Annotated in this window: 11 protein-coding genes and 1 pseudogene; 3 read left to right on the forward strand and 9 right to left on the reverse strand. The window is 64.7% G+C overall.

The annotated features are described in order from the left end of the window. Positions 1–243: 243 nt before the first annotated feature. Positions 244–520: pseudogene (locus R4P95_RS33090) on the reverse strand (VOC family protein); the annotation flags it as partial. A 617-nt stretch (positions 521–1137) separates the two neighbouring features. Between R4P95_RS33090 and R4P95_RS33095 the strand changes: the two are divergent. Both R4P95_RS33095 and R4P95_RS33100 read left to right on the forward strand, forming a co-directional pair. Beyond that, positions 1138–1527, forward strand: a complete 390-nt coding sequence (locus R4P95_RS33095; RefSeq protein ID WP_317747820.1) for a hypothetical protein — start codon at positions 1138–1140, stop codon at positions 1525–1527. Between the two features lie 548 nt (positions 1528–2075). Next, entirely contained in the window at positions 2076–3428 is a 1353-nt protein-coding gene (locus R4P95_RS33100) for a DUF1254 domain-containing protein (RefSeq protein WP_317747819.1), read from the forward strand. A gap of 617 nt (positions 3429–4045) precedes the next feature. Here R4P95_RS33100 and R4P95_RS33105 read toward each other — a convergent pair. From R4P95_RS33105 to R4P95_RS33140, 8 genes are all read right to left on the reverse strand, one after another. Continuing rightward, on the reverse strand, positions 4046–4861 hold the full coding sequence (locus tag R4P95_RS33105; protein WP_317747818.1) for an alpha/beta fold hydrolase: 816 nt from the start codon (positions 4859–4861) through the stop codon (positions 4046–4048). Beyond that, positions 4858–5310, reverse strand: coding sequence for a MaoC family dehydratase (locus R4P95_RS33110; RefSeq protein ID WP_317747817.1), 453 nt, complete (start codon positions 5308–5310; stop codon positions 4858–4860). The genes R4P95_RS33105 and R4P95_RS33110 overlap by 4 nt, the downstream gene beginning before the upstream one ends. 19 nt (positions 5311–5329) lie before the next feature. Then, positions 5330–7021 (reverse strand): PHA/PHB synthase family protein, encoded by a 1692-nt coding sequence (locus tag R4P95_RS33115; protein WP_317747816.1) that lies wholly within the window; start codon positions 7019–7021, stop codon positions 5330–5332. A 462-nt stretch (positions 7022–7483) separates the two neighbouring features. Continuing rightward, the gene (locus tag R4P95_RS33120) at positions 7484–9100 is read right to left on the reverse strand and encodes a long-chain-fatty-acid--CoA ligase (protein WP_317747814.1); all 1617 of its coding nucleotides are present in this window, start codon (positions 9098–9100) and stop codon (positions 7484–7486) included. Beyond that, positions 9097–9312: a hypothetical protein gene (locus R4P95_RS33125; protein ID WP_317747813.1), complete on the reverse strand. Its 216-nt coding sequence runs from the start codon at positions 9310–9312 to the stop codon at positions 9097–9099. The genes R4P95_RS33120 and R4P95_RS33125 overlap by 4 nt, the downstream gene beginning before the upstream one ends. After that, positions 9309–10142, reverse strand: coding sequence for an SDR family NAD(P)-dependent oxidoreductase (locus tag R4P95_RS33130; RefSeq protein WP_317747812.1), 834 nt, complete (start codon positions 10140–10142; stop codon positions 9309–9311). Before R4P95_RS33130 ends, R4P95_RS33125 begins: the two co-directional genes overlap by 4 nt. Further along, complete coding sequence (locus tag R4P95_RS33135) at positions 10139–11080, reverse strand: alpha/beta hydrolase (protein ID WP_317747811.1); 942 nt, start codon at positions 11078–11080, stop codon at positions 10139–10141. Before R4P95_RS33135 ends, R4P95_RS33130 begins: the two co-directional genes overlap by 4 nt. Next, a complete protein-coding gene (locus tag R4P95_RS33140; RefSeq protein WP_317747810.1) occupies positions 11077–12564 on the reverse strand; it encodes an NAD(P)/FAD-dependent oxidoreductase in 1488 nt (495 codons plus the stop codon). Before R4P95_RS33140 ends, R4P95_RS33135 begins: the two co-directional genes overlap by 4 nt. A gap of 131 nt (positions 12565–12695) precedes the next feature. Between R4P95_RS33140 and R4P95_RS33145 the strand changes: the two genes are divergently transcribed. Continuing rightward, complete coding sequence (locus R4P95_RS33145; RefSeq protein ID WP_213576994.1) at positions 12696–13736, forward strand: AraC family transcriptional regulator; 1041 nt, start codon at positions 12696–12698, stop codon at positions 13734–13736. Positions 13737–13994 lie beyond the last annotated feature (258 nt).

Here is a 13994-nt window from a genome sequence, read left to right on the forward strand (position 1 = left end):
GCATGAGCAGGCAGACAGCTGGCCTCACGCGCAGGCAGATGGACCGCATCCACGGCAGGCATGGGGTAGCGCCCGCAACGCCGCGCCTAGGTGTGACTGACGTGGGCAGCCGCGTCCACCGAAAGCTACTCCGAGTTGACAATGCAGTGCCGTGCGGGTGACAGCAAGAGCCGGCGGAAGCGTCGACCGGCGGAGCAAGCTGCGGATAACCGCAGCTGCGGGTACCCGGCGGGTTAAGCCTGGAAGATGGTCACCAACCTCCTGCGGATTCGCACGAGTGACGAAGCACAAGTCTTCGGAGCCCGCCGCTTCAGTTCGAGCGGTCACCCACTCCGGGTCGGTATCGAGGGCACCGATCGGTCGGAGGTTGATCTTCTGGTTACCGAAGCGCAGGGCAGTGCGGCCAGCTCCGAATTTTCTCGACCTGCATTCCCAGGACCGCGGCGTACCCCGCTGCAGTCGCCTCTACGTCATGGCAATTGATCACGACGTGGTCGAGCCTGTCGACGGAGAATCCCATAGGAGGAACCGTACATGGCGCTAACAGCGCGACAGAGCCCCCGATTGCTGTTCTTGGGCCACCCGGCGACGAATGGCTCGCTGACGGCGGCGGCGGTGCCACCGCGATCCCCAACGTCGGCTGCGTGCTCCCCCAGGGCCGAGCGATCCTCGAAATGAATGCTTCTCTTGCCTGTCCGTCGAGTTACGAATGTGACGAGTACCCGTTCAAATCGACCCGTGAAGGTGCATCGTACGGTCCCAATCCGAGTTACCCACGCACACACTGGTGGTGCCAAATCGATTCGCGCCCTACCGATGTCTATAGTCCGCTTGGGTACAGCGTCTGCATGGTTCCGGCGAAGCAGAACTCCAGCGGCGGTGACATTATGGCGTCCGTCCATCGGAAAAACAGGATCCTCGAGGTAACCGACACCTACTACGCCAACGCGTACCATCCCTGATACGTGTTCCCAGTCGAAATAGATCTCAAAAAGGGAGTTCCTACCTGCTGGACTAGTTGGAGCAATCGGTGGTGAACTCGTTGCGAGTGTCACGTACCTCGCAGCGGGGCGTTGGGCTTACGCCAGTGCTGCCCTTGTTCACCAGCTAGTCGAGATTGAGTACCTCGCTTGGGCGGTGACCAATGATCCAGACGATGCGTGGGAGTGGTTCAAGTCGGACAAAGGAACCCGCTTACAGCGATGGCAGCCGGGCAAGATCCGCCAGCGTTCGGAGGGACGATTTCCAAATAAGGACTATCACGATCACTGTGAAATCGGCGGCCACCCCGTTCCGGAACCCGCGATGAGTGTCCTAGACCATCGGGACAAGTGGGTTGAGGTCACCCTCTACGAAACCGCGCTGCACGGGGCAGCTATTTGGCACTACTTGCTGCGTGCACTCGAGGACATCGATCCGATCTCAGAAGTGGAGCGCCACCATCAACTAGTCGACCGAGCGTACGAGGTATGGCGAAGAACGGAAACCATGGAAAAGGGACTCCGAAGCAAAAACGACGAGCCGTGATCCAGTGCGGGAAGAAGTTATCGAGCACCTCGTACATGAATTCCGCCCGGCACCGATCCTCTTGCGGTGTCTGACGGTAGCAGTGCCTCAGTGACGAACAAACGCGACGTCGCAGTCTCACCCTCAGCGGGTGAGACTGCGGCCATCCGATGATCCTAGAGTTGAGCGATATCGAGCGAATTAATGAACTGGACCAGGAATCAGTCGCGAGAGGAGCGCCCGTCATGGTTCGTGTGCCAGACCATGATTCTTCGGACACTTCATCGTGGTCCGGTCTGACTCCTCACGGTTTGACGGACGGGGCTCCGGGAAGCCATCGGGTGGCTGACTACGAACTCGATCCGGCTGCCTGGATTGTTGGTGAAGCGCCAACGCCACATTCGCCAGGTCCTCACGGGACAGACGCTCAGCCGAGACACCACGCCGGCACACGCGCAGGCCCATTGCGTTACTGCCATGGAGACCGTAATCGGCTCACCCCGAGATCGCCCCGCGCACGGGACGGTATTGCACGTTGACCAGGCAACCGACCGGACGGTGAAGACAAAATGACCGCAGAAGCTTCCCACTCCATCACGGCCGACGAGGCCCGCTCCATCGCTAAGGATGCGTACATCTACGGGTTTCCGATGGTCGACAACTACCGTGTTCAATACTCCTACTTCGTCGACAGCACTGACCCCGAGTTCAAGGCTCCCTGGAACCACATCCGAAACATGGGACGGGTCTTCACCCCGGACGACAAAACAATCCAGACCCCCAACTCCGACACCCCATATTCCATGGCCGGCCTGGACCTGCGCGCCGAGCCAGTCGTACTCACCGTGCCGGCCATCGACAAGAGCCGATACTTCTCGGTTCAACTCATCGACCTCTACACCTTCAACTTCAACTACATCGGCAGCCGCGCCACCGGCAACGACGGCGGCAGCTATCTCATTACCGGCCCCGGCTGGCCGGGACCGACGCCGGAAGGGATCACGGCAGTGATACCCGCCGCCACCGAATTCGTCCTCGCGGCGTATCGCACGCAGCTCTTCGATCCGGACGACCTCGACAACGTCACGAAGGTCCAAGCCGGCTACAAAGTGCAAACCCTGTCGGACTTTTTGGGAGAACCCGCGCCCGCGCCCGCCCCGACGGTCGACTTCATCAAGCCGCCCACGGCCGAACAGGAGCGCACCTCACCGGAGTTCTTCAACATCCTGAACTTTCTTCTGCAGTTCTGCCCAACGGACCCGTCCGAGACGGACCTCATGGCACGGTTCGCCACGCTCGGCATCGGCGTCGGAAAGGCTTTTGACGTCAGTTCACTCGCTCCCGAGGTGCAGAAGGCCGTCTTGGATGGCATGGCCGATGCCTGGGCGGCATTCGCGAACCTTGAAAAGACGCAGATCAACACGGGCAAGGTGACAGCCGGCGACATCTTCGGCACACGCGCATTCCTGAACAACAATTACCTCTACCGAATGACCGCCGCGGTGTTGGGAATATACGGTAATTCCAAAGAGGAAGCCATGTATCCGGTTTACAAGGTGGATGTGAACGGAAAAGCTCTGGACGCCAGCCAGAATCGCTATTCGCTGCGCTTCGCGCCGGGCCAACTTCCGCCCGTCCACGCATTCTGGTCCCTGACGATGTATGAAATGCCGGCGAGCCTGCTCGTCGCCAACCCCCTCAACCGGTACCTCATCAACTCGCCGATGCTGCCGCGGCTTCAGCGCGATCCCGATGGCGGCCTTACCCTGTACATTCAGGCAGAGTCGCCGGGTACCGATCAGGAGTCGAACTGGCTTCCCGCCCCTCGGGGACCGTTCGCCATGTACATGCGCCTGTACTGGCCCAAGGATGAAGCGCTGGACGGCACATGGAAGCAGCCGCCGCTAGAGCCGGTGCAATAAAGCAAGCACCCAATCGTGGCATCGAGTTTCGTACAGCAGACAGCTGGGGTATCGCCGGGCCTCTTGGTTCGTATCTCCGCTGGATCCGGCTCGTACACCATCCTCATAGACGCAACCCGCCACGCCAGGATCTGCGCACTGCGATTCGCGCGAACTCTTTACCGCTACCCCGTGACATTGTTGCGGCTTGTGACTGCGTCCTCGGCCGGACTTTGTCATAGAAGTGCCCGCAGATGTGGACTCCGATCGGGAGCAATGCTGGTGACAACATGAAGATCACCAGTGGGACAAACCAGTAGATGAATTCGGTCATTGCGATGCCTCTCGGCGGCTCGGCTCGTTCGATGTGTTTTCAGTGGAGCGGTGTTATCCGACGCGAAGGCAGGCAGTCTTCGCGTGAGAGGACGGTCGCGTCGTGCCACGGACGGACCTCGTGCCCGAAGGAGCTCATGTCGAAGTCGGAACGTGGTCCTTTTACCGCGATGGTTCTCTCTGGGTAGCCCGTCGTTTGACATCTTCGTAGTGTTCGATCTGGAGGCAGCTGGGCGCCGCCGACGAGTCTGTGCTCGAACCGAAAGGGTCCCGGTGTGTCGATTCGTCGGGATACCCATGTTGTTCTAGGTATGGCGGAATGTCTCGATCACTGGGGTGAGTTCGGTTGCGTTGGTGATCAAGTCGATGTGTCCGCCGTCGTGGAGGTGCAGGGTGGCGTGCGGAAGCAGCCTTGTCATGATGCGTGCATTGACGATGGGAATGATTGGGTCGTCGGTGCCGGCGACGATCAGCGTCGGCTGTCGTATCGCTGGCAGTATCGGCAGGCTTGTCCATATTGAGCCGGCGAGCAGTTGATGTGTGTAGCCCAGCTTCGATCCGGCGTGCAGTTGTGTCCCGAGGAGTTCGGCGACGTCGTCTCCTTGCCCGCGGGCCGTGCCGCCGTAGAGATCACCCGCGATGGATGCCGCATAGTCGGCGTCGCGGAATCGGCGGGGGGTGAGCATCTTCGCCAGGGCACGAGGGTCGCCGGGGACCATGATCATTCCGGTCCCGGACGCCACGATGATCAGGCGCCGGCACCGCCGCGGATTCTGAAACGCGAACTGCTGCGCCAACGCGCCACCCCATGAGAGTCCGAGCACGTCGACCACGCCGACGCCCAGCCGGGTCAGGATCCGTCCGAGCATCCAGGCAAGGTACGGAAAGCCGTAGGGTGCCAAGGACACCGGTGATCCGCCGGTGCCGGGGACATCGAACCGGATCACGGTGGTGTCAGGGTCGAGCTGGGCGACGAAGGGGTCGAGCACTTCGAGGCCGGCGCCGATGCCGTTGCACAAGACGATCGGCACCCCGGTACCGCGGCGAATGCTGACCCTGATGCGCTGCCCGCCCGCCGCGATATAGCTCTCCTCGACCGGGTCGGTGTGGTCGGCAGTCACCGGTAGAGCACGACGACGTCGGCGATGCACGCCGGGCGCCCGCCGCCTTCGATCTCGTACGTCAGACCGAACACCGTCTCGATGCCGGCGGGTTTCTGCTGGGCGGAGGTCACTGTCCCCGTGGCGCGCAGCCGCGCACCGACCGGTACCGGGGCGGGGAAGCGAACTTTGTTGAGGCCGTAGTTGAGAGCGGCTGTGGTGTCGGCGATATCCAAGACCTCGGCCAGGATCTTCGGTGCCAGCGACAACGTGAGGTAGCCGTGTGCGATGGTGCCCCCGAATGGTCCGGTGGCCGCGCGGTCGGGGTCGGTGTGGATCCACTGGTGATCTCCGGTGGCGTCGGCGAAACGGTTCACCTGGTCCTGGGCGATCTCGTGCCAGTCCGTCGTGCCGAGGGTGTTCCCGGCCAGCTCGAGGAGGTCGGTGGGGGCGTCGAGGTGGGTGGTCATCGTCTTCTTTCGGGAAAGGTCAGTTGTGGTGGACGTAGGTGCCGGGCGCCGGCGCGAGCGGGGGAAGGTCACGGCCGCCGAGGGTGTGTGGCGCGTCGACCTCGGGGCCGCTGCGGTCGGCGAGCCAGCCGGTGTAGTCGGACCACCAGGAATCGCTGGCCTTCTCCGCGGACTGGATCCACTCGTCGGGTGTCGATGCGTCGACCCGCCCGATCCTGAACGATGCCCGCGGATTGCCCGGCGGATTGACCAGTGCCGCGATGTGGCCGTTGGTGGAGAGGACGAACCGGTTGTCCTTGCCGCCGAGCAATTGCGCGCTGCGGTAGCAGGCCTGCCACGGGGAGATGTGGTCGGCGATTCCGCCGATGATGTAAGCGTCGGCGGTAACGCTCGACAGGTCGACCGGTGTCCCCAGCATGGTGACCGCTCCTGGTGTGGTCAGCTTGTTACCGATCCCCATCAACACCATGTCCTTGTGCAGGGCAGCGGTCATTCTGGTGGTGTCGGAGTTCCAGAACAGCACGTCGAACGCGGCCGGGGAGCGGCCCTGGACGTAGTTGTTGACCCAGTATCGCCACACCAGGTCGGTCGGCCGCAGCCAGGCGAAGAGTTCGGCCATCGTGCGTCCGTCGAGGTAGCCCTTGGTGGCGGAGGCGCGGATGGCGGCCTGCGCCGCACGATCGCTCATTGCAGCGGCAGCGAAACCGGCGTTGGTCTGGTCCAGCACGGTCACCGCCAACGCGAGGCTCGCGATCCTGTCACCCTCACCGATGTCGGTGAGGTGCGCGGCGACCATGGCCGCGAGGATGCCGCCCGAACAGGTGGCGAGCAGGTGCGCACTATCGGTACCGGCGATCTTCTGCACCGCGTCGAGGGCTTCGATGATCGCGGACCCATAGGTGTCGAAACCCCAATTACGGTGCCGGGCTTGTGGGTTGCGCCAGGAGATCGTGAAGACTTGCTGGCCCTGTTGCAGGTAATGCTCGATCATGCTGCGGCCGGGGGCGATATCGGTGATGTAGTACTTGTTGATCACCGGCGGCACCACCAGCAGCGGAACAGTGCGAACCGTCGGCGTCTGGGGTGCGTAGTGAATCAGCTCGAACACCCGGGATTGCAGCACCACCGCGCCCTTGGTCGTGGCCACGCTCTCCCCGACAACGAAGGCGTCCGGGGCGACCATCGCGGGGACCCTCGGCTGCGAGGCCATGTCCCTGGCGAAGGCTTTCAGTCCGCGTATCGCGCTCAGACCCCCGGTATCGATCAACGCCTTCCACCCGAGCGGGCTGAGCAACGGGTTGTTGGTCGGTGCCAGAGCCTCGATGAGGTTGTCGAGGGCGAACCGCACCTTCTCCGAGTCCCGCCAGTCCAGGTCCGCGTCCGTGAATACGGCGTCGGCGGTGTCGGCGGCGGCCAGGTATGCCTGCATAGTCCGTTTCAGCAAGGGGTTCGCGTGCCAGGCGGGATCGCCGAAGCGCTTGTCGCTCCTCGAGGGAACCCGTTCGGACTTGCCGGCGGCGATGGCGGTCAGTTCGCGGGCCAGGAGGGAGCCGCGTCCGGCGAGTGTGCGGGGCTGCTTGGCGAGACTGACGCCGAGACGTGTCAGGGGTCCGCGTGGGAGCATTCTGCCGGCGATACCGCGGGTGGAGTTGGTGAGCAGGAGGTCGAGCGGTGCTGCGAGCTCATCGGGGGTACTGATCGTGCTGGTCATAGGTGCTGTGTGCTTTCGATTGCGGGAATTGATATTTCGCGGCGGAGCCTCTCGCCGGTAGAGCCTTTTCGGTATACGCGGCGGGGATATTGGTGGGTGGCAATCCGGTCCTTGACGGTCTCGCATGGCCGGCCGGGATAGGTGCGCACCCTCTTCAGGGCTACTGCTGCGCCGATCGCCTCGCCCGGGAGTCGTGTGGCAAGCCGATGACCGCAGCCTCGGTTACCTGTGGATCGTCGTAGAGCACTTCTTCGATGTCGCGCGGGTGTTGAACTCGCCTCTCGAATAGTCATGTCGGCCTTCTCTGCGACCGGCATGTCGGTACCCGAACCGATGTGAGGACCCAGCCACGGTGTTCTCCAGCCCCGGTAAGTCTCCGGTGCCGGCGAGGGATCTGCGCCGGCCGCGACAGCCGGAGATGAAGTGTCCGAGGCCGTACCGCGCCCTGGGTGGGGTAGTGCGTCAGGCTGAGGTGAACTGGTCGCGCAGTGCGGTTTTCTTGAACTTTCCGGTGGCGGTGCAGGGGATCGCCGCCATGAACTCGATGCGGTCCGGCAACTGCCACTTCGCGAACTCCTGCCCGAGGTGCTCGCGCAGCTCGTCCGGGGAGGTTTCGGCGCCGGGGCGTAGTGCTACGACTGCGAGTGGGCGCTCGCCCCACCGGTCGTCGGGTACGGCGATGACGGCGGCCTGAGCGACCGCGGGGTGGGACATGAGGTGGTTCTCCAGGTCGACCGAGGAGATCCACTCGCCCCCGGACTTGACCAGGTCCTTGGACCGGTCGCAGATCCGGATGCAGCCGCGGCCGTCGATGCGGACCACATCGCCGGTCTTGAACCAGTTGTCGGCGGTGAAGCTGTCGGCGCCCTTGCCGCGGTGGTAGCTCGCGGCGACCCAGGGGCCGCGGACCTCGAGCTCCCCCATGGCGGCGTCGTCCCAGGCGATCAGGTTGCCCTCGTCGTCGCGGGCGCGGATGTCGAAGAACGGGCTGGCAATACCCTGCCGGGTGCGGTAGTCGTACTGTGCGTCTGTCTCGCCCTCGTCGAGGCTGCCCGGCAGCCGGCACACCGTTCCCAGCGGCGCGGTCTCGGTCATTCCCCAGGCCTGGATGACGGTCAGCCCGTGCCGGTCGAACCCCTCGAACATCGACCGGGGCACCGCCGCGCCGCCGACGACCAACCGGTCCAGGGCCGACAGATCCCACCGGTCGGGTTCGGCGTCGATCGCGGCGAGCATGCCCATCCACACGGTAGGGACCCCGGCCGTCATCGTCACGCGTTCGTCGGCGAGCAGGCCCAGCACGCTGTGCGGGTCCAGACGCGGCCCGGGCAAGACCAAGCTCGCACCGGCGAGGGCCGCGGCATACGGCAGGCCCCAGGCGTTCGCGTGGAACATCGGGACGACCGGGAGGATCGTGTCGCGTGCCGAGACCGCGAGTTGGTCGGGCAGTGCCGCGACGAGGGAATGGAGCACCAGTGCCCGGTGGGTTAAGGTGACACCCTTCGGCCGGCCGGTGGTGCCCGACGTGTAACACATTGCCGCTGCCCGGTGTTCGCCGAGAGCGGGCCACTGCACCGGTTTGCTGTCCGCGATGAGCGTGTCGTAGTCGAGCATTCCGGCCGGGACGTCGCCGGTGTGCGTGACGACGATGATGTGGGCGAAATTGTGCCCGGCTCCGAAGGTGTCGAACACCTCTAGCAGCGACTCATCGACGACGATGACCGTGTCCTGCGCGTCATCGATGATGAAGGCGAGCTCGTCGGGGAACAGTCGGGGGTTCAGCGTGTGGATGACCGCACCCATGGCCGGGACCGCGAAGTACAGCTCGAGGTGTTCGCTCTGATTCCACAGCAGGGTGGCCACCCGGTCTCCCCCGCGGACGCCGAGTGCGGCCAGCGCACCGGCAAGCCGCCGAGCCCGACCGGCGCAGGCTCCGAGGGTCGTGCGGGTGATCGTGCCCGAGGGGCGAAGTGACACGACCTCGCGGTCGGTGTGAAACCGCTCGGCCCGCTCGACGATGCTCGTCAGGGTGAGCGGATAGTCGTCCATGCTGGTGCCGGTGAGAATCTGTCCGGTCACGATGTTCCCGCCTGACGGATCGAGGACCGGCTCGCCTGCGCGGGGTGGTGTGTGGCGAGATCACCAAGCTCGTCCAGTCCGGCCCGCAGGGCGTCGAGGACGGGCCACGGGTGGCCGTGCTGGGCGTGGTCGTTCTCCAGTTCCGAGAATCGGGCGTGGATGCTGCTCAGTTGGTGCCTGGAACAATCGCAAGTGGTGGTGGCATCGCTCATTTCTTCATCCAGGGCATGAAGGTCGCAAATCCGGTGGCGATGACCCGCTGATACGACGACCCGATGATGCGGGCCAGTACGTCGAGGGCCTTCGCCTCCCAGCCGATCACCACCCGGGCACTGCCCTTGTGGACGCCGTCGAGGATCGTCTTCGCGGCCATCTCCGGGGTGTGCAGGGCGAGCCTCTTGTCGAAGAACTCGGCGAAGGTCTGCGCGTCCTCGCCGTCGGCGACTGTGGCGTTGCGAGCGACTGCGGTCTTGATGCCGCCGGGATGCACGCAGGTCACCCCGACAGGGTGCTTGGCGATCAGCATCTCCTGACGCAGCGACTCGGTGAAGCCGCGCACGGCGAACTTCGCCGCGTTGTAGGCGCTCTGCCCGGGCACCGCGATCAGCCCGAACAGGCTCGAGATGTTGACGACGTGTCCGTCGCCGGACGCGATCAGATGCGGCAGAAAGGCTTTGGTCCCGTTGACGACGCCCCAGAAGTCGACGTCCATGATCTTCTCGATGTCCTTGAACTCGGACTTCTCGACGGTGCCGTTGTAGGCGATGCCGGCGTTGTTGTAGATCTGGTGGACCGTGCCGAAGTGTGCGACGACGTCGTCGGCGTAGGCCAGCACAGCTTCGCGTTCGGCGACGTCGAGTCGGTCGGACTTGACCTGCGCGCCGAGGGCTTTGGTCTGGCGGACGGTGTCGGCGAGTCCGACGGTGTCGACGTCGGAGAGGGCGAGCTTGGCGCCCCGCTCCGCGAGATCGAGGGCGAGGGCCCGGCCGATGCCGGATCCCGCTCCGGTGATGACGGCGACTTTGCCTTCGAATGTACTCATGCGGATGCAACCTTTGCTGTGTCGGGGTGAATCGGGTCGGAATCGGTGGTCAGGATGTGCTGGCGCAGTGCCGCACCGAGGTCGGTGACCGCCTCGCGTGCCTCGGCGAGGATGCTGACCTGCAGGTGGAAGTCGTGCCACAGGTCGTCGAACCGGCGGTGGCGGAGGATGCCCGCGGCGGCGGCGACGGCTGCTTCGATCTTGTCCGCGTCGACGCAGATCGGATCGTCGCCGGCGGTGTGCATGACCATCGACGGCAGACCCGTCATGTCGCCGTACACCGGGGAAATCCCAGGCGATCTCGGATCGTGGTCCCCGGCATAGCGCGGGGCCCAGTCGGCTGTCATTGACGGGAGGATCAGGGGATCACGCCGCACCGGTCGCGCCCGGTCGACGTCGATGGCGAGGTCGGCCCACGGGCTGATCAGGCCGAGCGCGGCCGGAGCGGCGATCCCGCGATCGCGCAGTGCCGTCGCGAGCGCCAGTGTCAGTCCGCCGCCCGCGGAGTCACCCGCGATCACGGTGGTGCCGGGGTCGAGGCCGTCGTCGAGCAGCCGGGAGTAGACCGCGACCATCTCCTCGAGCGCAACCGGGTAACGCGCTTCCGGTGAGCGGGAGTAGTCGGGGATCACCGCGGTCGTCCCGGCGGCTGCGGCTAGGTGTGCGACGAGGCCGCGGTACCCCTTCGCGCTGCCGAGGGCGTACCCGCCGCCGTGGAGGTAGATCAGCGTCCCCCCGGTGGTGTGCGGCGGCCGCACCCGCACGACGGGGACGCCGGCGATCGTGTCGCGCTCGAACCGTGTGCCCCGCGGTGGGCGTGCGGCGCCGGTCACCATCTCGACCATCAGGCGCTTCCCCCCGACGGGCACGCGAGGTGATGCAAACAGCGGCCGGGAGCTGCGAAGGCCGGCGCGAATGACACGCTTGTCGATGTTCATGATGCGTGGACGGCTTCGTGTGCCCGTGCCGGTGCTCCGAATTCCAGCAGGCCGTCCTGGATAGGGTCTTCAAGAAGCATCGTGGAATCCTTCTCGTAATCCATGAGGACCTTCCACGGGTCCTTGGACCCCTGGCGAGGCATGACATTCTTGCCGCGCTGCACGTAGCCGGACTGCAGCTGGTCGAGCATGCCGACATCGAGCGCGGAGTTCTCGACGTCGCGGGGCGTTGCGACGGTGTGGCCACCCACGTCCATGTGCCGCAGCAGCCGGCACAGATAAGCACCCGCGATGTCGGACTTCAGAGTCCAGGACGCGTTGGTGTACCCGAAGACCCAGGCCAGGTTGGGAATGTTCTCGACGAGCACACCTTTGTAGGTCATCTGCTCGTATAGCTCCCGCGCTTCGCCGTCCACGGACAGCGTCATTCCGCCGAGCATCTGGAGGTTCAGTCCGGTCGCGGTGACAATGATGTCCGCCTCCAATTCCCGTCCGGACTTCAGCACGATGCCGGTTTCGGTGAAGGTGTCGATGTGATCGGTGACGATCGAGGCCTCACCGGAGGCCAGGACCTTGAAGAGGTTGCCGTTCGGCACGGCGCACAACCGTTCGTCCCACGGCATGTAGTTCGGGGTGAAGTGGCTCATGTCGAAGCCGGGGCCGACACTGCGCCGCACCTGCCAGAGCAGCAATCGGCGCATCTGAGCGGGCCAGCGGCGGCACGCTCGGTAGAGTCCGCGCTGGACGGCGATGTTGCGTGTGCGCGCGAACGAGTACACCCACTTTTCCGGGAGGAATCGCCCCAGGACCTGGGAGATCTTGTCGAGGGCGGGGATCGAGAAGATGTACGACGGGGAGCGCTGCAGCATGGTCACGTGCTCGGCGTCGCCGGCCATTGACGGGACCAAGGTGACAGCGGTGGCGCCGCTGCCGATCACGACGACCTTCTTGCCCGTGTAGTCGAGGTCTTCCGGCCAGTGCTGAGGGTGGACGCACCGACCTTGGAACCGGTCAGCGCCGGGGAACGCGGGCAGATGGCCGGCGTCGTAGTCGTAGTAGCCGGTGCAGCTGACCAGGTAGCCGCAGGTGTAGATGCGTCTCTCACCGGTCGCCTCGTGCAGGGCGGTCACGGTCCAGCGGCCCTGGGCCGTCGACCAGTCCGCCCCGACAATCTTCACTCCGTAATGGATCTTGTCCTCGATGCCGTACTCGCGTGCGGTGTCGGCGATGTACTCGCGGATCGAGGCGCCGTCCGCGAGCACCTTCGTGTCGTGCCAGGGGCGGAACTTGTACCCGAAGGTGTACATGTCGGAGTCGGAGCGAATGCCGGGGTACCGGAACAGATCCCAGGTGCCGCCCAGCCGTTCGCGGCGCTCGAGCACGGCGATGGTCTTGTTGGGGAACTCGGCCGTCACCTGGCATGCCGTTCCGATGCCGGACAGGCCGGCACCGATGATCAAGACGTCGAAATGGTTCGTGTTCATGGCTTCCTCGGGCTTGTGTCTGCTGGAACCGCAGAACGTCGTAGAACTAGGATGCGCGTGAGACATGTCACAGGTCTTGACACTTTCGGACACTGTTTTAGCATTTTCCGACACGGGAGGGAGTTGGTCCGATGGGCAGTTTGATCCGGGCCACGAACCTCTGGGGGTACGGCGACCTGGTGCGGGAGCTCGGTGCCGACCCGGCGCCGTTCCTCGCACGCTTCCACATCCCACCGGGGATCGAAGACCAGGAGGACGCCTTCGTCTCCTTCGAACCGTTCGTGCGCATGCTCGAGGCCTCCGCCGCCGAATTGGGTTGTACAGACTTCGGGCTTCGCCTCTCACGCTGGCAGGGCCTGGACATCCTCGGACCGATCGCGGTGATCGCGCGCAACGCCCAGACACTGCTGGGTGGGTTGGAGGCGATCGCCCGCTACCTGTACGTCCATTCCCCGGCCTTGAAACTGACGGTCACCCAGCGCACCGCGGAGACCGATCTGCAGTTCACCTTCGAGGTGACCGAACCGGGACTGGCCGATGTGCCCCAGGGATACGAGCTGAGCATGGCCAACGGCGTCCGCATGATTCGACTTCTCGGCGGGCCGCAGGCACGGCCCCGGGCGATCTCGTTCATGCACGACCAACTGGGCTCGGACACTGCGTACGACGAAGCGCTGGGTTGCCCCGTGCTCTTCGGGCAAACCTGGTGCGGGTTCGAGCTACCCCTGGATCTGGCCAGCAAGCGCATCGACAGCGCGGATCCGGAGACCCGGCGCATCGCCACGAAATACCTGGAGGCGCATTTCCCACCGAGCTCCGCGGCGCTGTCCGAACGCGTGGCAGAACTTGCCCGTCGCCTGCTGCCCACCGGTCACTGCAGCGCCGAGGTCATCGCCGACGAACTGTCGATGCATCCGCGCACGCTACAACGACGCCTGGCTGAGGAGGGAGTGCGATGCCAGGATCTCATCGAACGGGAGCGTCGCGACCAGGCGGCGAGATACCTCGCCGAACCGAGGTTTCATCTCAGCCAGATCGCCGGCCTGCTCGGCTACACCGAACAAAGCACCCTCAACCGGTCGTGTCGACGCTGGTTCGGCAAGACGCCGAGGCAGTACCGAGCGGACCTCCCCGGATCGCAGAGTAACGCCGGGTTTTACCACCCAGCGTGACCGGTCGCCTATCCGCTTTCGAACGAGGGCCGACCTCCGCCGGCGTGCGCTGGGACGCCACTTCGTCCCGGTGCAGGTTCGCATATCGGAGCACCGGATGACGATGGGCTACCGTGGCCGCATCCACCGGAGACCGGTAGTCACCTACGCCGACAGCCACAACCCGAATGCTTCGGCCGTAGCCGCCTGCACAGTCGTCCCACGGGCGGCTACTTCGATCTTCATCTGCTGCAGCAAGTCTGGGTCCAAGCGGGCAGC

The sequence above is a fragment of the Rhodococcus sp. IEGM 27 genome (assembly GCF_033142305.1).
GTDB classification, from domain to species: Bacteria; Actinomycetota; Actinomycetes; order Mycobacteriales; family Mycobacteriaceae; genus Rhodococcus_F; species Rhodococcus_F oxybenzonivorans.